Raw genomic sequence first — 19801 nt, forward strand, 5'->3', positions numbered from 1 at the left:
AAGCAATTGCTTGGTTCCCTGAATCGGGAACCCCCGTGCCGCGCCGAGACGATCATGCGCGCTGACTGCTCACCGAGACCACCTCACCGGTCAGGTATGAGGTGTAGTCACTGGCCAGCATGGCGATGGTTGCCGCCACTTCCCAGGGTTCGGCGGCCCGGCCGAACGCCTCGCGCTCGCTCAGCGTGTCGAGCAACTCGGTCGAACTCACCTTGTCCAGGAACGGATGACGCGCGATGCTCGGCGCCACGGCGTTGATCCGCACCCCGAACTCGGCCGCCTCGACCGCGCTGCACCGGGTCAGCGCCATCACACCGGCCTTGGCGGCGGCGTAATGGGCCTGACCGTGCTGGGCGCGCCAGCCGAGCACGCTGGCATTGTTGACCAGCACGCCGCCGTGACCGGCCGCGCGGAAGTAACCGAGTGCGGCCCTGGTGCAGCGGAAGGTGCCGGTGAGAGTGATGTCGAGGACCTGGTCCCACTGCTCGTCGGTCATGTCGACCACCGGCGTCTCGCCACCGAGCCCGGCGTTGTTGACCATGATGTCGATGCGCCCGAGCGCGGCGGCGGCCTCGGTGAGCAGCCGGTTCACCTGCTCGGTGTCGCGCACATCGCACACCACCGCGGCGACCTGACGCTCCGGGAACTCCTTGGCCAGCAGTTCGGCGGTCTCGGTGAGCCGACGCTCGTGCCAGTCGGAGACGACGACGTCGGCGCCCTCCTCCAGCAGCCTGCGCGCGGTGGCCGAGCCGATGCCGGTGCCCGCGGCGGCGGTGATCACGGCCTTACGGCCGGTCAGCAGGCCGTGGCCGGGAATGGACGGCGGCGGAATGGACAGTGGGCCGGTCACGGGCGGGCCTCCCGCGGCAGACCGAGCACCCGCTCGGCGATGATGTTGCGCTGCACTTCGTTCGAACCTCCGTAGATGGTGTCGGCGCGGCTGAACAGGTACAGCCGCTGCCATGCGGTCATGTCGTCGTCCCCGGTGACCAGCCCGGCGGCACCCTGCACCGCCATGGCGAGTTCGCCGAGTCCGCGATGCCAGTTGGCCCACAACAACTTCGAGACCGAGGCGCCGCCCGCGTCGTCGTGGTCTTCGCTCATGGTGCGCAGCGCGTGCGCGCGCAGCACCCGCAGACCCACCCAGGCGCGGTCGAGGCGGTCGGCGACGAGCGGGTCGTCGGCGGCGCCGGTGCGCCGGGCCAGCGCCTCGATGTCAGAGAGTTCACGGGCGAAGCGGATCTGCTGACCGAGCGTGGAGATACCGCGCTCGAAGGTCAACGTGCCCATGGCGATACGCCAGCCGTCACCGGGCTCGCCGACGACCAGGTCGGCATCGGTGACGGCGTCGTCGAAGAACACCTCGTTGAATTCCGAAGTGCCGGTGAGCTGTTCGATCGGGCGCACCTCGATGCCCGGCTGGTCCATCGGCACCAGCAGATACGACAGCCCCTTGTGCCTGCTCGAACCGCGCTCCGTGCGCGCGATGACGAAGCACCAGTCGGCCACGTGGGCGAGCGAGGTCCAGATCTTCTGACCGTTGATCACCCACTTGCCGTCCTCGAGCCGCGCGGTCGTGCTCACGGCGGCCAGATCGGACCCGGCGCCCGGCTCGGAATAGCCCTGGCACCACAGCTCGCCGACCGAGCGCACGCCCGGCAGGAAGCGGCGCTTCTGCTCCTCGGTGCCGAAGGCCAGCACGGTCGGGCCCAGCAGTTCCTCGCCCACGTGCGAGACCCGCGCGGGCGCGTCGGCCTTCGCGTACTCCTCATGGAAGATCACCTGCTGGCGCACGCTGGCACCCCGGCCGCCGTATTCGACCGGCCAGCCCAGGCAGGTCCAGCCGGAGGCGGCCAGGTGCCGGTCCCAGGCGAGGCGCTCGTCGAAGAATTCGTGCTCGCGGCCGGGTCCGCCGGTGCCGCGCAGGTCAGCGAACTCGCCGGACAGGTTCTCGGCCAGCCAATCGCGTATTTCCGCGCGAAACTCCGCGTCGGAGGTCGCGGTATCGGATTCTGAGGTCTGGATCACACCCACGCCGATAGGATAACCTACCAAGCACTTGCTTTGTTAGCTGCTTCGTGGAGAACAGCAACCGCACAACGGTGAGGACCCCGTGACACCCCCTGCTCAGACCACCCCGCAGGCGCTGCGAGACATCGCCGCGGCGCATCCACACGAGCCCGCCCTTATCGACGGCGCGATCCGCCTGACCTGGGCGGATCTGCTCGATCAGGTCCGCGTCGCCGCGCGCGCGCTGATCGCGCGTGGCATCGTCACCGGCGATCGGGTCGCCATGTGGGCGCCCAATACCCACCACTGGGTCGTCGCCGCGCTGGCCGCGCATTCGGTCGGCGCCGCGCTGGTTCCGCTCAACACCCGCTATGTCGCGGCCGAGGCCGCCGATGTGCTCGCCCGCGTCGACGCGAAGGCGCTGTTCGTCGCCGGGCCGTTCCTCGGGCGGGATCGAGCGGCGGAACTGCGGGCCGAGGCGCCGGAGCTGGGCATCGGGACCGTCGTCGTCATCCCGGTCGAGGCGGACGCGCAGGCCACCGAACGCGCGGACGCCGCGACGCTGAGCTGGGACGACCTGCTCGCGCTGGCCGAGACCGTGCCCGAGGCGGTCGGCGAACAGCGGGCGGGCCAGGTCTCCCCCGACGACATCGCCGACATCCTGTTCACCTCCGGTACCACCGGCCGCAGCAAGGGCACGCTCGTCGCGCATCGCCAGGCCCTCGGCGTGGTGCGCGGCTGGGTCGAGTGCTCCACCCTGCGCGCCGACGACCGCTACCTGATCATCCCGCCGTTCTTCCACAACTTCGGCTACAAGGCGGGCATTCTCGCCTGCCTGGTCACCGGCGCGACCATCGTGCCCCAGGCCACCTTCGACGTGCCCGCCGCGCTCGCACTCATCGAGTCCGCGCGGATCACCGTGCTCACCGGCCCGCCGACCATCTACCAGACCATCCTCGAGCATCCCCAACGCGCCGAGCGCGACCTGAGCTCGCTGCGCGTGGCGGTGACCGGCGCGGCGACCGTGCCGGTGGTGCTGATCGAGCGGATGCGCGACGACCTGGAGTTCGAGGTGGTCATCACCGCCTACGGCCTGTCCGAATCGGCCGGTTTCGGCACCATGTGCCGCCCCGACGACGACGCGAAGACCATCGCCAACACCTGCGGCGGCCCCATCGCCGACTTCGAACTGCGCCTGTCCGACGCGGGCGAGGTACTGCTGCGCGGACCCAATGTCATGCTCGGCTACCTCGACGATCCCGAGGCCACCGCCGAGGCGATCGACGCCGAGGGCTGGCTGCACACCGGCGATATCGGCGTCGTGGACGAACGCGGCTATCTCAAGATCACCGACCGGCTCAAGGACATGTACATCACCGGCGGATTCAACGTCTATCCCGCAGAGGTCGAGCAGACCCTGGCGCGGCTCGACGGGGTCGCCGAATCCGCGGTGATCGGCGTGCCCGACGAGCGGATGGGCGAGGTCGGCAAGGCCGTGGTCGTCCGCAAGGCCGGATCGAGCCTGACCGAAGCCGACGTGATCGCCTTCGCCACCGGCGAATTGGCCAATTTCAAGGTGCCCCGGCTCGTGGAGTTCCGCGACCAGCTGCCCTACAGCGCGGCGGGCAAGGTGCTCAAGCGTGAGCTACGTGAGGAGAAGTCGTGAGTCCCGAATCCGAAACCGACGTCGTCACCTATGAGGTGCGCGGACCCGTCGCCGTGGTCACCATGAACCGGCCCGATTTCCGCAACGCGCAGAACTCGAAGATGACCTACGCCCTCGACGCGGCCTTCGTGCGCGCGGTCGAGGACCCCGAGGTCAAGGTGATCGTGCTGGCGGGCAACGGGAAACACTTCAGCGCCGGTCACGACATCGGCACGCCGGGGCGCGACCACCACGTGCACTACGAGAACAAGGCCGCGCTGTGGTGGGACCATGTCGACCGCCCCGGCGGCGATCAGCGTTTCGCCCGCGAGACCGAGGTCTACCTGGGCATGTGCCGTCGCTGGCGGGAGATCCCCAAGCCCACCATCGCGATGGTGCAGGGCGCCTGTATCGCCGGTGGGTTGATGCTGGCCTGGATCTGCGATCTGATCGTCTGCTCCGACGACGCGTTCTTCTCCGATCCCGTTGTGCGGATGGGTATTCCGGGTGTCGAGTATTTCGCGCATCCGTGGGTGATGGGTCCGCGCGCGGCCAAGGAATTCCTGTTCACCGGTGATCGTTTCGGGGCCGCGCAGGCCAAGGAATGGGGCATGGTCAACCGGGTCGTCCCGCGCGACGAGCTCGAGTCCGAGGTCATGACGCTGGCCGAAAAGATCTCCGCCATGCCTCAATTCGGGCTCGCCCTCACCAAGAAGGCCGTCAATCAGGCCGAAGACCTGATGGGCATGCGCACCGGCATGGATTCGGTCTTCGGGCTGCACCATTTCGCGCACGCCCACAATGCCGAAGTCGGCGCCGATTCGCTGGGCGGAATGAACGCTCGCTCGATGAAGGAAAAAGCGTGAATCTCGAGATCGACCCGGCGGCACAGGCTTTCCAGCTGGAGGTGCGCGAATTCCTCGCCGCCAATGTTCCCCAGAAGCCGCTGCCGTCCATGGACACCGCCGAGGGTTTCGAGGCGCACCGCGAATGGGAGGCGACCCTGGCGGGCGCGCGCCTGTCGGCGGTCTCGTGGCCGCGCGAATACGGCGGCCGCGACGCCTCCATCCTGGAATGGGTGCTGTTCGAGCAGGAGTACTACGCGGCGGGCGCGCCCGGCCGCGTCGCCCAGAACGGCATCTTCCTGCTCGCGCCCACCCTGTTCGAGCACGGCACCGAAGAACAGCTCGCGCGTATCCTGCCGCGCATGGCGCGCGGTGCCGACATCTGGGCACAGGCCTGGTCGGAACCCGAGTCCGGCAGCGATCTGGCGAGCCTGCGCTCGACCGCGCGACGCACCGAGGGCGGCTGGATCCTCAACGGCCAGAAGACCTGGAGCTCGCGCGCGTCCTTCGCCGACTGGGCCTTCGGCCTGTTCCGCAGCGACCCCGACGCCCAGCGTCACCACGGCCTCACCTACGTGATGTTCCCGCTCACCGCCGAGGGCGTGAGCGTGCGCCCGATCCCCCAGCTCGACGGCGAGCCCGGCTTCGCCGAGATCTTCCTCGACGACGTCTTCGTGCCCGACGCCGACGTGATCGGCGCGCCCAACGAGGGCTGGCGGGTGGCCATGGCGACCTCGAGCAACGAGCGCGGCCTGTCGCTGCGCAGCCCCGGCCGTTTCAGCGCGACCGCCCAGCGCCTGATCGACCTGTGGCAGGAGTCCACCGACCCGGCCGACACCGCCGCGCGCAATGCCGTGGTCGACGCCTGGCTCGGCGCCGAGGCGTATCGCCTGCACACCTTCGGCACCGTCACCCGACTCACCGACGGCGGCCAACTCGGTGCCGAATCCTCGATCACCAAGGTGTTCTGGTCCGAACTCGACATCGCCATGCACGAAACCGCCCTCGACCTGCTCGGGTCCGCCGCCGAGCAGCAGAGCAAGTGGACCGACGGCTACCTGTTCTCGCTGTCGGGCCCGATCTACGCCGGTACCAACGAGATCCAGCGCAACATCATCGCCGAACGCATCCTCGGCCTGCCCAGGGAGAGCAAGCGATGACCGTCGCCGTTCCGGGCGGACCCGCCCATCCGAGCACAGGAGGTCCGCGATGAAGTTCGCCCTCAGCACCGAACAACTGGACTTCGCCGCCGAGCTGCGCAAGATCCTCGACGCCGGTCAGGTACCCGCCGCCGTGCGCGCCTGGTCCGACGGCGACACCACCCCGGGGCGGGCGCTGCTGCGGCAGCTGGCCGAGATGGGCGTGTTCGGCCTGATCGTCGACGAGCAGTACGACGGGGCTGAAGCGACACCGGTCGACCTGGTGGTCGCGCTGATCGAGATCGGGCGGGCGGCGCTGCCCGGCCCGGTGAACGAGTCGGCGGCGGTGATTCCGGCACTGCTGCAACGTCTTCCGGACGACAACGCGGCACGCGAGTGGCTGCCCGGGCTCGCCTCGGGCGAACTGCTCGGCACCGTCACCTTCGACACCCCACAGCGGGGGATCGCGCTCGACGCCGACAGTGCCGAGCTGGCGCTGCTCGCGGCCGGGGACCGGGTCACCGCCCGCGGACCGGGCGCCGACGCCGCTGCGGTCCAGGCCCGGGGTGATGTCGGTCCAGCTTCGGTCGACCCCGCACGCAAGCTTTCCCGGGTCGCCGCTGACGAGCTGATCGCGGCGGGACCGGAGGTGGCGGGCGCCGTCTCCTACGCTTTCGACGTCGGCGTCCTCGCCTGCGCCGCACAGCTTCTCGGCGCCGGTCGCGCGATTCTCGAGCAGACCACTGGTTATGCCAAGCAGCGCAAGCAGTTCGGGCGCGCGATCGGCGAATTCCAGGCGGTGAAGCAGCAACTCGCCGATGTCCTGATCGCCTTGGATCTGGCCGAACCGCTGCTCTACCGCGCAGCACTCACCCTGGACACCGAGGACCGTGCGCGCGATGTGTCGGCGGCCCTGGTCACCTGCGCCGAGGCCGCGCACCGTGCTGCCCGTGCCGGTCTCCAGGTGCACGGCGCCATCGGTTACACCGCCGAATGCGATCTGTCGCTGTGGCTCACCAAAGTGACCGCGCTGCGCACCGCCTGGGGCACCGCCGATTTCCACCGCGCCCGCATCGCCGCCGCGCTGCGCACCGCCGAGGCGGTCTGAGATGGACGGAACTGACATGTCATCGAATGAACTGCTCGAATTCCGCGACTCGGTGCGCGCGCTGCTGGACAAGCACGCGAACTCCGCCGCCCTGCGCACCGCGATGGACACCGACCTCGGCTACGACCCGAAGCTGTGGGCGATGCTGTGCGAGCAGGTCGGTGTCGCCGCGCTGGCCGTCCCGGAAGAGTGGGGCGGCGCCGGTGCCGGGCTGGTCGAATCACTCATGGTGGTGGGCGAAGTGGGCCGGGTGCTCGGCTCGGTGCCGATGCTCGGGTCGGCCGTGCTGGGTGTGCAGGCCGTCCTGCTCGCCGAGGACGACCAGGCGAGCGCGCGCCTGCTCCCCGATCTGGCCGACGGCTCCCGCACGGCGGCGCTGTGCTGGGCCGACGCGGACGGCTGGGACCGGGCGGGTGTCACCGCTACCGACGGAAAGCTCGACGGCACAGCGCATTACGTGCTCCACGGCGCCCAGGCCAACCTCCTGCTTGTCCTCACCGACGCGGGCCTGTTCGAGACCACCGCCGACGCGCCCGGCGTCACCGTCACCCCGACGCCCGCCCTCGACCCCACCCGCAAGCTCGCCACCCTCACCTTCGCTGACACTCCCGCCACCCGGCTCGGCACCGGCGACCCGGCCGCGCTGCGCACCCGCCTGCGTGAGATCGCCTGGGCCGCACTGGCCGCCGAGCAGGTCGGCGCCGCCCGCCGATGCCTGGAACTGACCGTCGACTACACCGCCTCCCGCGTGCAGTTCGGTCGCCCGATCGGCAGTTTCCAGGCGCTCAAGCACCGCATGGCCGATATGTACGTGCTGGTCGAGTCGGCCGACTCGGCCGCGCAGGCCGCCGCGCACGCGGTCGCCGAGAACTCGCCCTCGGCCGCCGAGGACGTCTGGGTGGCCCGTAAGCACTGCACCGAGGCGTTCTCCGCCGTCGCCGCCGAGACCATCCAGCTCCACGGCGGCATCGCCATCACCTGGGAGCACGACGCGCACCTCTACTTCAAGCGCGCCCACGCCACCGGCGAACTCTTCGGCACCGGCCGCCGCCCGGTGGCCGCCTGACCGATACCCCGCGAAAGCCCTGGTCACATTCCTGTGGTCGGGGCTTTCGCATGCCGTGCGGTATCTCACGGCCCGCTCGCTCGATTTAGATAGTTAGCTTATGTAATAATAGTGACCGTGCAGCAGAACGAGCAGCCCTCCGCAGACGACATCGTGGTCGACCTGTTGGTCACTGCCGGTCGGCTCACCCGGTTGGCCGGGGCGATCAGCGAGGACGAGGTCCCCCGGGCGGTCCTGCGGGCCCTGGCCGTGCTCGACGAGCACGGGGGCATCCGCGTGAGCGAGTTCGCGCGGATCGATCGATGTTCGCAACCGGCGGCAACGGCGCTGCTGGGACGACTCGTCACCGACGGACTCGCCACCCGCACCAAGGACCCCAGGGATTCCCGGGCCGCGCTCGTGGAACTCACCCCGGCTGGCCGGACCCGCCTCGCCACCGCGCGGCGCGCCTTCGCCGCCGCCATGGCACCCGGACTCGCCGACTTCCCGCTGGATCGGCTGATCCGGCTCGACACCGATATGAACGACCTGCTGACAGCCCTGCGTGCGGTTGCCCGAGGTCGACAGTGAAGCAACCAGGAGCGCCGATGACCAGCAGTTCCGTGTTGACTCGCGACGACAAAGCCGCAGCCACCACCCCTTCGACCGGACAGCCCAAGGCCGTCTGGGCCGTCGCCTTCGCGAGCGTGATCGCGTTCATGGGCATCGGCCTGGTCGATCCCATCCTCAAACCGATCGGCGAACAGCTGCACGCGAGCCCCTCGCAGGTCTCGCTGCTGTTCACCAGCTATATGGCCGTCACCGGCGTCGCCATGCTGATCACCGGTGTCATCTCCAGCCGCTTCGGCGCGAAGAAGACGCTGCTGTCGGGTCTGGCGATCATCGTGGTGTTCGCGGCGCTGGCGGGGATGTCGTCCACGATCGGCGAGATCATCGGGTTCCGCGCGGGTTGGGGTCTGGGCAACGCGCTGTTCATCGCGACGGCGCTGGCCACCATCGTCGGCGCCGCGACCGGCGGTGTCGCCAAGGCGATCATCCTCTACGAGGCCGCGCTCGGTATCGGCATCGCGACCGGCCCGCTGCTGGGCGGCCTGCTCGGCGGCATCAGCTGGCGCGGACCGTTCTTCGGCGTCTCGGTCCTGATGGCCATCGCCTTCATCGCGATCGTCGTGCTGCTGCCCGAAATGCCCAAACCCGCCAAGCCGACCTCCATCACCGCGCCCTTCAAGGCACTGCGCCACCGCGGCCTGCTGACCGTGAGCATCACCGCGCTGCTCTACAACTTCGGCTTCTTCACCCTGCTCGCCTACACCCCGTTCCCGCTGGACATGGGCACCTACGCGATCGGCTTCATCTTCTGCGGCTGGGGCATCCTGCTCGCGCTGGCCTCGGTGTTCCTCGCACCGAAACTCCAGGCCCGCTTCGGCACCCTGCCGATGATGGCCCTGTCGCTCGGCCTGTTCGCCGCCGACCTCGCCGTCATGGGCCTGTTCGCCGAACACAAGATCGTCCTGATCGTCGGCGTCGTCATCGCCGGTCTGTTCCTCGGCGTGAACAACACCCTCATCACCGAAGCCGTCATGATCTCGGCCCCCGTCGAACGCTCCACCGCCTCCGCGGCCTACAGCTTCGTCCGCTTCGCCGGAGGCGCCGCCGCCCCCTGGGTCGCGGGCAAACTCGGCGAACACAGCATCTCCCTCCCCTTCTGGCTCGGCGCCGCCTTCACCGCCGCGGCCGTAGCCGTCCTCCTCCTCGGCCGCTCGGCCCTGTCCCACATCGACGACCACGACCCCGCACCCCACAGCGTGGAGGAAGCCCAAGCCATCACCGTCGGCGACTGACCCGTCCACGTCGGTGCACCCCGGCGCCCCCGCTGCCACGAGCAGCGGGGGCGTTCGTCTGTCGGTACCCGGGCGTAGCGTCGAGTCATGACCGAAGGCGAGCGGGTGCGGGTCGAGGCGGCGGCGAAGCGGGTGCGGGCTTATCTGCGGGGGCGGTTGGTGGCCGATACGGTGCGGCCGTTGCTTGTCTGGGAGGTGCCGTATTACCCGACCTACTATGTGCCGCTGGTCGATATCAGTGCTGATCTGGAACCGAACGGGGTCGATGAGTACCACAGTGGGCGGGGGTACCGCGACGGGATACGACGTGGTCATCGACGGTCTGCGTGCCGACGACGGCGCCGTCCGGTATTCCGACAGCCCGATTCCGGAGCTGAAAGACGCTGTGCGGCTGGATTTCGCCGCGTTCGACTGGTTCGAGGAGGACGAGCCGATCTTCGTTCATCCGCGCGATCCGTATTCGCGGGTGGATATCCTCGGCAGCTCCCGCACTGTGCGGGTGGAGGTCGACGGGGTGATCGTGGCCGATTCCTCGTCGCCGCGGATTCTGTTCGAGACCGGGCTGCCGCCACGGTATTACCTGCCGCTGCCCGATGTGCGGATGGATCTGCTGACACCCTCCGACACGCACAGCAGTTGCCCGTACAAGGGGACGGCCGACTACTGGCATGTGGACGTCGACGGCACCGAACACCGCGACATCGTGTGGATCTATCGCACGCCGCTGCCGGAGAGCCAGAAGATCGCGGGCCTGGCCTGCTTCTACAACGAGAAGGTCGACATCTACCTCGACGGCGTCTTACAGGACCGCCCACAGACCCCGTTCAGCTGATCACTCGGGAATCTCGAGCACACCCTCGTCGACCGCCCACTTGATGGACTTCTCCAGTGACGGGCACGATTCCGGTCTGCCGGGGCGGGCGCCGTGGGCACTGAGCTGGGCGAAGACGGGGCAGTGGGTGTCGGGGCGCTCGGTCCACTGCACCGAGGTCTGGTGCGCGCTGGACTTGCGCACCAGCACCTCGGCCTGGCAGGCCTGACACCGCAGCGGTGTCAGGCCGTTGTCCAGGTAATGCTGTTTGTCGACCGTGGTCTGGGCACGCACCGCCGCTTGCCGCGCGGGCTGATCGGCGAAGTCGGGCGCTTTGGCCCAGGTCGCGGACATGATCAAACGCCCGCTTCGGCTTCTTCGGACGCGGCCTTGCGGCGCAGGTTCTCCGCCACCTCGGCCTCCCAGGCCTGGTTGGCCTTGGTGGTGTCGACCTCGAACTCGAAACGCTGGGTCATCTTCTCGGTGACGTCGGCGGCATCGACATAGAACTGCTCGTACCAGCGGCGCAGCTGGTAGACCGGGCCGTCCTCCTCGCACAGCAGCGGGTTCTCGACCTTGGACTTGTGCTTCCAGATCTCCACGTCCTGCAGGAAACCGTCACCGAAGAACTCCGTCATGGAGGCGGCCAGCTTCTCGGCGGTGGCGTCGTCGATGCCCTTGGGCTTCTCCACGGCCAGGCCGTACTGCAGCACGAAGGAATCCTGGCTGACCGGGTAGTGGCAGTTGATCAGCACGACCTTGATCTCGTACCCGCCGTAGATGTTGATCAGCGGGTTGACCATATACGAGGGCCCGAAGTACGAGGCTTCCGACTTCAGCAGCGTCTCGCCGCCGTACTTGGCGGCCATGCCGATGTCGGGGCGGCCCTTGGTCTCGAGGAACTGGGTGGCCACATGCCCTTCGAAGACGTTCTTGAAGTACGTCGGGAAGGCATAGTGGATGTAGAAGAAGTGCGCCATGTCCACGACGTTGTCGATGATCTCGCGGCAGTTGGAGCCCTCGATGTGCATCGTGTTCCAGGTCCACGGCGTCCAGCCGCTGTCATGAACCTCGCTGGGGTTGCCCTCCGTGTCGGTGTAGGGGCCCTCGATGTGCGGGATCGTGACGTCCTCGGGCGGCTCGTTGCCCTCGTGGTCATGCCAGATGAACAGCTGACCGTTGCGCTCGAGCGTGGTCCACTTCCTGGTGCGGGCCAGCGGCGGAACGCGGCGCGCGTACGGAATCGAGGTGCACTTGCCGCTGGCGCCCCAGCGCCAGTCGTGGAACGGGCAGGCGATGTCGTCGCCCTTGACCGTGCCCATGCTCAGGTCGCCGCCCATGTGCCTGCAGTAGGCGTCGAGCACGCGGATCTCGTCGTTGGTGTCGGTCCACACCACGAGCTTGGTGCCGAAGATCTCGATCGCGTGCGGCTTGCCGTCACGGAAGGTCTTCGCCAGGCCGACACAGTGCCAGCCACGCGCAAACCTGGTCGGCGTGGTGCCGACGTCGAGTTCCCTCACCTTGGGGTTGACTGCCATCCCGAACCCTCCTTGTTCACTAGAACACGTTACAAAATGAGGGCGCTTCACGCCAGTTGTCCAGCGAACTTCGCTCCACGCCCCTGTTATATCCGAGGTAGGGCCGTCTTCTCGACAGAAATGAGAACCTGTTCTAATCTCAGAGTCGAACGAGAACCGGTTGTCGATCCGACAAGGCAGGAGCGTGCTGGAGAAATGACGCAAGAAGTGACCGAACGGGTCGAGGCTCTGCTGCCGACACTGCGTGAACGCGCGCAGGAGGCCGAGGACCTGCGCCGCATTCCCGAGGAATCCATGAAGGCGCTGCAGGAGACCGGCTTCTTCCGGCTGCTCCAGCCCACCCAGTGGGGCGGGCACGCCGCCGACCCGGTCGTCTTCTACGACACCGTGCGCCGCATCGCCAGCGCCTGCGGGTCCACCGGCTGGGTCGCGGGCATCATCGGCGTGCACAACTGGCACCTCGCGCTGTTCGATCAGCAGGCCCAGCAGGACGTCTGGGGCGAGGACACCGACGTGCGGATCTCCTCCTCCTACGCCCCCATGGGCGTAGGTCAGGCGGTCGAGGGCGGCTACATCGTGCGCGGTTCGTGGGCCTGGTCCTCGGGCTCGGATCACGCCACCTGGGCGGTGCTGGGCGGTCCGGTGATCAAGAACGGCAAGCCGGTCGACTTCGGCTCCTTCCTGATCCCGCGCTCGGACTACCGCATCGACGACGTCTGGAACGTGGTCGGCCTGCGCGGCACCGGCTCCAACACCGTGGTCGTCGAGGACATCTTCGTCCCCACCCACCGTTTCCTGAGCTTCCGCGCGATGAGCGAGGGCCGCGCGCCCGGGCTCGAGCAGAACTCCGACGCGGTCTACAAGATGCCGTGGGGCACCATCCACCCCACCACCATCTCCGCGCCGATCGTCGGCATGGGCTACGGCGCCTACGAGGCGCACGTCGAGCACCAGGGCAAGCGCGTGCGCGCGGCCTACGCGGGCGAGAACGCCAAGGACGACCCGTTCGCCAAGGTGCGTGTGGCCGAGGCGGCCAGCGATATCGACGCCGCCTGGCGGCAGCTCTCGGGCAATGTCGCCGAGGAGTACGCGCTGTTGCAGGCGGGTCAGGAAGTGCCGTTCGACCTGCGCGTGCGCGCCCGCCGCGACCAGGTGCGCGCCACCGGCCGGGTGATCGCCTCGATCGACAAGCTCTTCGAGTCCTCCGGCGCCACCGCCCTGGCCAACGGCACCCCGCTGCAGCGCTTCTGGCGTGACGCGCACGCCGGGCGCGTGCACGCGGCCAACGATCCCGAGCGCGCCTACGTCATGTACGGCACGCACGAGTTCGGCCTGCCCGTCACCGACGCCATGGTGTAGCCGATGACCCAGACCGCTGAACTCACCTACGCGTCGACCTCCCGGTTCGCCCAGGTCACCCCCGACCTGAAGCTGCACTACCACGAGGCGGGCGTCGGCAACGGCCCCACGATCGTGCTGCTGCACGGCGGCGGACCGGGCGCCTCGGCGTGGTCGAACTTCGCCCGCAACATCCCCGTGCTGGCCGAGCGCTATCACGTGATCGCGCCCGATCAGCCCGGCTACGGCAAGTCCGACAAGCCGGTCGACCACCCGCAGTACTTCGTGCACAGCTCCAATGCGCTGCTGGCCCTGCTCGACCACCTCGAGATCACCGAGCGCGTGCACCTGCTCGGCAACTCCCTCGGCGGCGGCGCCTCGGTGCGCTTCGCCCTCGATCACCCCACCCGCGCGGGCAAACTCGTGCTGATGGGTCCGGGTGGGCTGAGCACCAACCTGTTCGCGCCCGACCCGACCGAGGGCGTCAAGCTGCTCTCGAAGTTCACCTACGAACCGACCAGGGACAATCTGGAGAAGTTCCTGCGGATCATGGTCTTCGACCAGTCGCTGGTCACCGACGAACTGATCGACGAGCGGTTCGCCCTGGCCAACACCCCCGAGTCGCTGGCGGCCATGCGGGCGATGGGCAAGTCCTTCGCCAGCGCCGACTTCGAGAAGGGCATGCTCTGGCGTGACGCGTACAAGCTGCGTCAGCCGGTGCTGCTCATCTGGGGCCGCGAGGACCGGGTGAACCCGCTCGACGGCGCGCTGGTGGCCACCAAGGTCATCCCGCGCGTGCAGTTGCACGTGTTCGGCGGCTGCGGCCACTGGGCGCAGCTGGAGAAGTTCGACGAGTTCAACCGACTCACCATCGATTTCCTCGGAGACAAGTGATGAGCATTCGCGCACTGGGCTACATGCGCATCGAGGCCACCGACATGGCGGCCTGGCGCGAATACGGCCTCAAGGTCCTGGGCATGATGGCGGGCACCGGGCCGAATCCCGACGCGCTCTACCTGCGCATGGACGATTTCGCCGCCCGCCTGGTGATCGTCCCTGGCGAGAAGGACCGGCTGCTCGTCTCGGGCTGGGAGGTCGCCGACGCCCGCGGTCTCCAGCAGCTGCGCGAGACCCTGGACAAGGCCGGAGTCACCTTCACCGAGGGCACCAAGGAGGAGCTGGACGAGCGCCGCGTCGAGGGCATGATCCGGTTCCAGGACCCCTCCGACAACACCCTCGAGGCGTTCTACGGCGCGCAGTACCTGGGCCGCCGCTTCGTCAGCCCCTACGGCCACAAGTTCGTCACCGCCGAACAGGGCCTGGGACACGTGGTGCTCACCTGCACCGACGACGCCGCCGCGCAGGCGTTCTACCAGGACATTCTCGGCTTCCGCCTGCGCGACTCCATGCGACTGCCCCCGCAGATGGTCGGGCGCCCCGCCGACGGCGACCCCGCCTGGCTGCGCTTCTACGGCTGCAACCCGCGTCACCACGCGCTGGCGTTCCTGCCGCTGCCCAACCCCACCGGCATCGTGCACCTCATGGTCGAGGTGGAGAACTCCGACGACGTCGGCCTCTGCCTGGACCGCGCCCTGCGCAAGAAGGTGAAGATGTCGGCCACCCTCGGACGTCACATCAACGACAAGATGCTGTCGTTCTACATGAAGACGCCGGGCGGATTCGACATCGAATTCGGCTGCGAGGGACTGGAAGTCGACGACCACGAGTGGATCGCCCGCGAGTCCACCGCGGTCAGCCTGTGGGGGCACGACTTCAGCGTCGGGTTCCGGCCATGACCGCGCAGACCCCGCCGATCGACGGCAGGCAATTCCGTAATGTGCTGGGGCAGTTCTGCACCGGCATCACCGTGATCACCGCGCTCGACCCCGACGGCGCGCCGATCGGCTTCGCCTGCCAGTCCTTCGCCGCCCTCTCCCTCGACCCGCCACTGGTGCTGTTCTGCCCCACCAAGGGCTCGCGCTCCTGGGCGGCGATCGAGACGGCGGGCCGGTTCTGCGTCAACGTGCTCGCCGAAGAACAGCAGCCGACGTGCGCGCGTTTCGGCTCCCACGAGACCGACAAGTTCGCCGGAGTCGACTGGCACACTTCCGAATTCGGCGTCCCGGTGCTGGCCGATTCGCTGGCTACGATCGAGTGCACGGTCGATTCGGTCGTCGACGGTGGGGACCACTACATCGTCATCGGGCGGGTCCACGCGCTGTCGGAATCGGAGACCACCGGTGGACGGCCGCTGCTGTTCTATCGCGGTCAGTACACCGGGATCGAGCCGGACAAGACCACACCCGCGCCATGGCGTGCGGATCTGGATCACTTCCTCACGACGACGAGTCTCGATACCTGGCTGTGAGTTTCGGCCCCGCGCACCTGCTGGTGTGCGGGGCTTTCTCGATTCCGCCGAGACTCAGCGGGCTGTCAGCAGGGCCGTGAGCAGTGCGGATGACAGTGCCGCCGTGTTGGTTTCGGGGGTGGACCAGCTGCGCGTGGTGATCGTCATCGCGGTCGGGTCCGGATTGCCGATGCAGTGCGGGGCGAAGGCGGTGAAGAAGCGGTCCGGATCGAGGAGGGTTTCCGGCGCGTGCACGCCGGGGCGGGGGTTCTCGGCCAGGAGCAGGGCGCCGATCGCCAAAGGGACGCCGGTGTTCTCGGCCATCGACAAGCCGGGGACCTGGGCGAGGGCCGTGGCGGCGGTCGCGGGCCTGCCGTCGTGTAGGCCGGTCGCGAGCGCGAACAGCGGTGGGAGTCCACCGGCCGCGATGAGGTTCGCCGGGTCGGCGGGGAGTAGGCGTTCGACGCGGGCGGCGAGACGGGCCGCGCGATCGAGGGTGAGCAGGCGGCGGTCGATGGTCCAGCGCAGGGCGTGCAGGGCGGACGTGGTCGTCCGGTCGCCGACGACCACCGAGGTCGCGGCCCGGAGTCCGGGGAAAGCCAGCGGCAAGGTGACCGCTTCCGGGTGACCGAAGCTGCGGCCCTCGCCGGTGCCGATGCCGGGGTATTCGAGCCGAAGGCGTTCCAGCGCAGAGCGTTCGGTGCGGAGTCCATTGCGCGTGACCGGGATGTCTCCGCTGATCTGGCGCATGCCGTGCACGATGGCGGCGGTCGGGCCGGTGGTGGCGGGTTCGGTGTGCGCGGAGTGGATGTTCCAGCCGGTGACCAGCTCGTCGACCCGGTCGAGTTCGGCGCCTGCGCGGACCGCGAGCAGGTTGGCGACGCCGGGACTCGCGCCCATCCCGAGCAACGCGGTGACGCCCGCGGCTTTGGCTCGCGCGTCCAGTTCGAGCATCTCGATGGTCGGCTGCGGGTCGTCGCAGATATCGATGTAGTCGCAGCGCGCGTCGATGGCGGCGGCCAGGATCGGTGGGCCGAAGCGGAAGTACGGGCCGACGGTGTTCACGACGAGATCGGCTTCGCGCAGCGCCGCGGCCAGCGCCGGTCCGTCGGTGACGTCGAGACCGCGCGCCTCGACCCCCAGTTCGGCCGCGAACGCGCGAGCCGCCTTCTCGTCCCGATCAGCGATCGTCAGCGCGCTCACCCCGCTGTCTGCGCGCAGCACCCGCGCCGCCACCCGCCCCATCTCCCCTGCCCCACCCAGTGCCAGAACTCGCATGTCAGCCTCCCCATCGAATATATTGACTATCATGACAGTAAATAAAGTCGGCCGCCCGAGCAAGGCCAAGGAGCGCATCGCCCAGATCCTGCGCGCGGCCCGCTCGGTGGTGGCCGAGGAGGGTTTCTCGGCCACCACGCTGTCCCGGGTGGCCACCGCGGCCGGGGTCCAGCGCACCCTGGTCCTGCACTATTTCGGCAATCGAGACGGCCTCATGCAGGCCTTCATCACCGACGCGGTCGCGGCCTACGGCGACGCGATGCTGCGCCTGGGCGCCGACGAACCCATCGACCGTCGGGTGGCGCTGATGTTCGAGCCCGGCGCCTATGAGAGCCGCGACGATCTGGTGGTGTGGTGCGAGTTGGTCGCGCTCTCGGCCAGGGAATCGCTGGTCCGGCAACGTCTTCGTGAGCTGTGGACCGAACGGTGGTTGCCCGGGCTCGAGCGTCAGCTCGCTCTGGCCTATCCCGCCGCGTCATCCGATCAGGTGGCGACCACGGCCTACGCCCTCGCCTGCCTGTTCGAGGCCCATTGGGCGTTTCACCTGCAGGGTGTGGACAGTCCTGAACGGGCAGTCCAGGCGCAGGAGGCCGCTCGAGTCCTGCTCGCCGCTCTGTCCGCGAGTTCGTAGAGTTCTGCTCGCCGGTCGAAGACGTCGCCCAGGACTCGCCTGCCTACCCGTGGTCGCTATCTGGAAAACAGCTCATTCGGTGAGCACTTTGTGGTGGAGCATGGTTCGTATGAGCGAGATCGAATTCATCACCTGCGCCGACGCCACCGAATGGCATGCGTGGCTGTCGGCGCACCATGCGGATGCCGCCGAGGTCTGGGTTCGCATCGCCAAGAAGGGTGCCCCCGGCCCCTCCGTGACGATCACCGAAACCCTCGACGGCGCCCTCTGCTACGGATGGATCGACAGTCATCGCCGCCGTCTCGACGCCCACCACTACCTTCAGCGCTACTCGCCGCGCCGCCCCCGCAGCCCGTGGTCCCAGGTCAACGTCGCCAAGGCCGAGGCGCTCATCGCCGCAGGCCGCATGCGGCCCGCCGGATTCGCCGCCATCGACGAAGCCATCGCCGACGGGCGCTGGTCCACCGCCTACGAGCGCCAACGCACCGCCGAAACCCCCGCCGACCTGCTCACCGCACTCGACGCGCACCCCGCGGCCCACACCGCGTACAACGACCTCGGCCGCTCCGACCAGTACCGCCTCTTCCTGCCGATCCTCAAGGCCGCGAACCCTGCCACTCGCGCTGCCCGGGTCGCCCAGGTCATCGACTCGCTCGACGAAACCCGGCGCAGTCTCGCTGAGTCAGCGCGCCATCTGCGGCAATCCGCTCGGCCCGCACCAGACGCCGTGAGGCAGGGCGCCGATCACACCTCCTTGACCAGGACCGCCCGCGTATAGAGCAGCGAGAACCCCCGGCCCTGCGCGTTCTGCTGCGACTTCGACCCGGGCTGGGTGGTGATCACCGCCAGTTCGGCGCCCGCGGCTTGCGCCTCCGCCAGCCGCGCCGACAGAAGTGCCGTCTGCACTCCGCGCCGCCGATGCTCGGGCAATGTCGCCGCACCAGCGAGCGCCGCCACACCCTCGGCAACCCGCATGCTCGCCGCACCGGCGGGCACGCCGTCACGGAAGGCGAGATAGCGGCGAGTGTTGTTGGTGGAAGCCATATCCCGCATCACCGCGGCGATCGCCTCACGCGGAAACTCCTCGTGCGACTCCACCCCTTCGTCATCGGGGTGCGCGAACCCCTCGACCACCACGTCGAGCCAGGTCCCCAAGTCGTCGGCCTCGTCCAGCCGCACCTCCACCCCGGCAGGCGCGTCCCAACTCCGCCCACCCACCTCCACACCCAACACGTTCTCGAACGACACCAACCGATACCCCCGCCCGGTCAACTCCACCCCGATCCGCGGATCCGCGAGATGCGCCAACTCCACCTGCACCGGCACCCCCACCGCCGCATGAGCCCGCTCGATCTCCTCCCACTCCCCCGCCGACGGCACCCCACCGAACCCCACCCCCACCACCTTGTTCAACGGCGACCCCACCCCCGCGAAACACGCCGCCCCACCGGCGAACTCCCGCACGAACCCCGCCCCTCCCCGCCCCTTCGCCACCTCGGCCGCTCCGGCAATGGCCGCAGCCTCCAACCTCTCCACCCGAGCCGCCAACTCGACCCCACAGAACAACGTCGCCACAGATTCACCCATGCTCCACTTATATCCCCGCTGTCCAGCGAGTTTCCGCCAACCCGGGCTACGCACTGGGAGGATCGTCAGGTGAAGAAGCGTTACGGTGCTGTTCCAGACCCGTCGGCCAAGCACCCGATCGACATGACCGACCGGGAGTTTTTCGCCGAGTTCGCCAAGAGGACTGGGCTCTACATCGGCTATACCGATCTGCGCGGCGTGGTGACCTACATCGAGGGTTACGACATGACCTGTCGGCGGCGCGGTGAACCTGGGCTGAGCGGATGGCACGAATGGCTGATTCGGTATCAGAACCTGGAGCAAAGCCCCTTGGCGTGGTGGTCACAGATACAAGGGATCGCGCTCCCCGATCACGACTGGGTGAGTCCTCTCACCAAGGATCAGGAGACCATCGTTCTCACAGTGCTTTTCGACCTGCTCGACACTTTCCTCGCCGAGCGGGAGTCCGCGCAACAGGTGTCTTGACGCGAACGGCGTGGCCCGCAGGTGCCGGGTCACGCCGTTCAGGTGAGGTGGATCAGGCCGTGGCGGCTTCGCGCTGGAGTTCGAGGGCGATGTCGATGAGTTGGTCTTCTTGGCCGCCGACGAGTTTGCGTTGGCCCGCGCGGACGAGCATT

22 protein-coding genes and 1 pseudogene are annotated in these 19801 nt (G+C 68.5%); 16 read left to right on the forward strand and 7 right to left on the reverse strand.

Features of this window, described 5'->3' with window-relative positions; genetic code table 11:
- Nucleotides 1–52: 52 nt before the first annotated feature.
- Together QC180_RS22870 and QC180_RS22875 are read right to left on the reverse strand one after the other, a co-directional pair.
- Nucleotides 53–850: an SDR family oxidoreductase gene (locus tag QC180_RS22870; RefSeq protein WP_278264838.1), complete on the reverse strand. Its 798-nt coding sequence runs from the start codon at nt 848–850 to the stop codon at nt 53–55.
- Entirely contained in the window at nt 847–2034 is a 1188-nt protein-coding gene (locus QC180_RS22875; protein ID WP_278264839.1) for an acyl-CoA dehydrogenase family protein, read from the reverse strand. The genes QC180_RS22870 and QC180_RS22875 overlap by 4 nt, the downstream gene beginning before the upstream one ends.
- 79 nt (nt 2035–2113) lie before the next feature.
- Here QC180_RS22875 and QC180_RS22880 point away from each other — a divergent pair, with 79 nt between their 5' ends.
- From QC180_RS22880 to QC180_RS22920, 9 genes and pseudogenes are all read left to right on the forward strand, one after another.
- Nucleotides 2114–3676 (forward strand): FadD3 family acyl-CoA ligase, encoded by a 1563-nt coding sequence (locus tag QC180_RS22880; RefSeq protein ID WP_278264840.1) that lies wholly within the window; start codon nt 2114–2116, stop codon nt 3674–3676.
- The gene (locus tag QC180_RS22885) at nt 3673–4521 is read left to right on the forward strand and encodes an enoyl-CoA hydratase (RefSeq protein WP_278264841.1); all 849 of its coding nucleotides are present in this window, start codon (nt 3673–3675) and stop codon (nt 4519–4521) included. Before QC180_RS22880 ends, QC180_RS22885 begins: the two co-directional genes overlap by 4 nt.
- Nucleotides 4518–5660 carry an acyl-CoA dehydrogenase family protein gene (locus tag QC180_RS22890; protein ID WP_278264842.1) on the forward strand — a complete coding sequence of 381 codons (1143 nt, stop codon included), beginning with the start codon at nt 4518–4520 and terminating at the stop codon, nt 5658–5660. The genes QC180_RS22885 and QC180_RS22890 overlap by 4 nt, the downstream gene beginning before the upstream one ends.
- Before the next feature lie 49 nt (nt 5661–5709).
- Entirely contained in the window at nt 5710–6747 is a 1038-nt protein-coding gene (locus tag QC180_RS22895) for an acyl-CoA dehydrogenase family protein (protein ID WP_278264843.1), read from the forward strand.
- Between the two features lie 16 nt (nt 6748–6763).
- Nucleotides 6764–7813, forward strand: coding sequence for an acyl-CoA dehydrogenase family protein (locus QC180_RS22900; RefSeq protein ID WP_278264844.1), 1050 nt, complete (start codon nt 6764–6766; stop codon nt 7811–7813).
- Between the two features lie 117 nt (nt 7814–7930).
- Complete coding sequence (locus QC180_RS22905) at nt 7931–8383, forward strand: MarR family winged helix-turn-helix transcriptional regulator (protein WP_278264845.1); 453 nt, start codon at nt 7931–7933, stop codon at nt 8381–8383.
- 17 nt (nt 8384–8400) lie between these two features.
- On the forward strand, nt 8401–9654 hold the full coding sequence (locus QC180_RS22910; protein ID WP_278264846.1) for an MFS transporter: 1254 nt from the start codon (nt 8401–8403) through the stop codon (nt 9652–9654).
- Nucleotides 9655–9741: 87 nt separating this feature from the next.
- Nucleotides 9742–9864 (forward strand): annotated as a pseudogene (locus tag QC180_RS22915) (DUF427 domain-containing protein); the annotation flags it as partial.
- Nucleotides 9865–9919: 55 nt separating this feature from the next.
- Nucleotides 9920–10486: a DUF427 domain-containing protein gene (locus tag QC180_RS22920; RefSeq protein WP_278264847.1), complete on the forward strand. Its 567-nt coding sequence runs from the start codon at nt 9920–9922 to the stop codon at nt 10484–10486.
- Here the strand turns inward: QC180_RS22920 and QC180_RS22925 are convergent, their stop codons facing one another.
- Nucleotides 10487–10819, reverse strand: coding sequence for a hypothetical protein (locus tag QC180_RS22925; protein ID WP_278264848.1), 333 nt, complete (start codon nt 10817–10819; stop codon nt 10487–10489). It abuts the gene before it with no gap.
- A gap of 2 nt (nt 10820–10821) precedes the next feature.
- Nucleotides 10822–12003: a 3-ketosteroid-9-alpha-monooxygenase, oxygenase component gene (locus QC180_RS22930; protein ID WP_278264849.1), complete on the reverse strand. Its 1182-nt coding sequence runs from the start codon at nt 12001–12003 to the stop codon at nt 10822–10824.
- A gap of 195 nt (nt 12004–12198) precedes the next feature.
- Here QC180_RS22930 and hsaA point away from each other — a divergent pair, with 195 nt between their 5' ends.
- The 4 genes from hsaA to hsaB are packed head-to-tail and all read left to right on the forward strand — an operon-like array spanning nt 12199 to nt 15709.
- Nucleotides 12199–13362 carry a 3-hydroxy-9,10-secoandrosta-1,3,5(10)-triene-9,17-dione monooxygenase oxygenase subunit gene (gene hsaA, locus QC180_RS22935; protein ID WP_278264850.1) on the forward strand — a complete coding sequence of 388 codons (1164 nt, stop codon included), beginning with the start codon at nt 12199–12201 and terminating at the stop codon, nt 13360–13362.
- 3 nt (nt 13363–13365) lie between these two features.
- Complete coding sequence (gene hsaD, locus QC180_RS22940) at nt 13366–14235, forward strand: 4,5:9,10-diseco-3-hydroxy-5,9,17-trioxoandrosta-1(10),2-diene-4-oate hydrolase (protein ID WP_278264851.1); 870 nt, start codon at nt 13366–13368, stop codon at nt 14233–14235.
- Nucleotides 14232–15137 (forward strand): iron-dependent extradiol dioxygenase HsaC, encoded by a 906-nt coding sequence (gene hsaC / locus QC180_RS22945; protein WP_278264852.1) that lies wholly within the window; start codon nt 14232–14234, stop codon nt 15135–15137. Before hsaD ends, hsaC begins: the two co-directional genes overlap by 4 nt.
- Nucleotides 15134–15709, forward strand: coding sequence for a 3-hydroxy-9,10-secoandrosta-1,3,5(10)-triene-9,17-dione monooxygenase reductase subunit (hsaB, locus tag QC180_RS22950; protein ID WP_278264853.1), 576 nt, complete (start codon nt 15134–15136; stop codon nt 15707–15709). The genes hsaC and hsaB overlap by 4 nt, the downstream gene beginning before the upstream one ends.
- A gap of 54 nt (nt 15710–15763) precedes the next feature.
- Here hsaB and QC180_RS22955 read toward each other — a convergent pair whose 3' ends face one another.
- Nucleotides 15764–16966, reverse strand: coding sequence for a saccharopine dehydrogenase family protein (locus QC180_RS22955; RefSeq protein WP_278264854.1), 1203 nt, complete (start codon nt 16964–16966; stop codon nt 15764–15766).
- 31 nt (nt 16967–16997) lie between these two features.
- Between QC180_RS22955 and QC180_RS22960 the strand changes: the two genes are divergently transcribed.
- Nucleotides 16998–17597 (forward strand): TetR/AcrR family transcriptional regulator, encoded by a 600-nt coding sequence (locus QC180_RS22960; RefSeq protein WP_278264855.1) that lies wholly within the window; start codon nt 16998–17000, stop codon nt 17595–17597.
- A gap of 109 nt (nt 17598–17706) precedes the next feature.
- A complete protein-coding gene (locus QC180_RS22965) occupies nt 17707–18375 on the forward strand; it encodes a YdeI/OmpD-associated family protein (protein WP_278264856.1) in 669 nt (222 codons plus the stop codon).
- Here the strand turns inward: QC180_RS22965 and QC180_RS22970 are convergent.
- Nucleotides 18342–19184 (reverse strand): GNAT family N-acetyltransferase, encoded by an 843-nt coding sequence (locus QC180_RS22970; RefSeq protein WP_278264857.1) that lies wholly within the window; start codon nt 19182–19184, stop codon nt 18342–18344. The two genes, QC180_RS22965 and QC180_RS22970, sit on opposite strands and share 34 nt — an antisense overlap.
- 69 nt (nt 19185–19253) lie before the next feature.
- On the opposite strand from QC180_RS22970, the gene QC180_RS22975 reads away from it, so the two are divergent.
- The gene (locus QC180_RS22975) at nt 19254–19649 is read left to right on the forward strand and encodes a hypothetical protein (protein WP_278264858.1); all 396 of its coding nucleotides are present in this window, start codon (nt 19254–19256) and stop codon (nt 19647–19649) included.
- A gap of 52 nt (nt 19650–19701) precedes the next feature.
- Here the strand turns inward: QC180_RS22975 and QC180_RS22980 are convergent.
- On the reverse strand, nt 19702–19801 hold a 100-nt coding region (locus QC180_RS22980; RefSeq protein WP_278264876.1), incomplete at its 5' end, for a hypothetical protein.

The organism is Nocardia anocheti, from assembly GCF_029675105.1.
In the GTDB taxonomy this organism is placed as follows: Bacteria; Actinomycetota; Actinomycetes; order Mycobacteriales; family Mycobacteriaceae; genus Nocardia.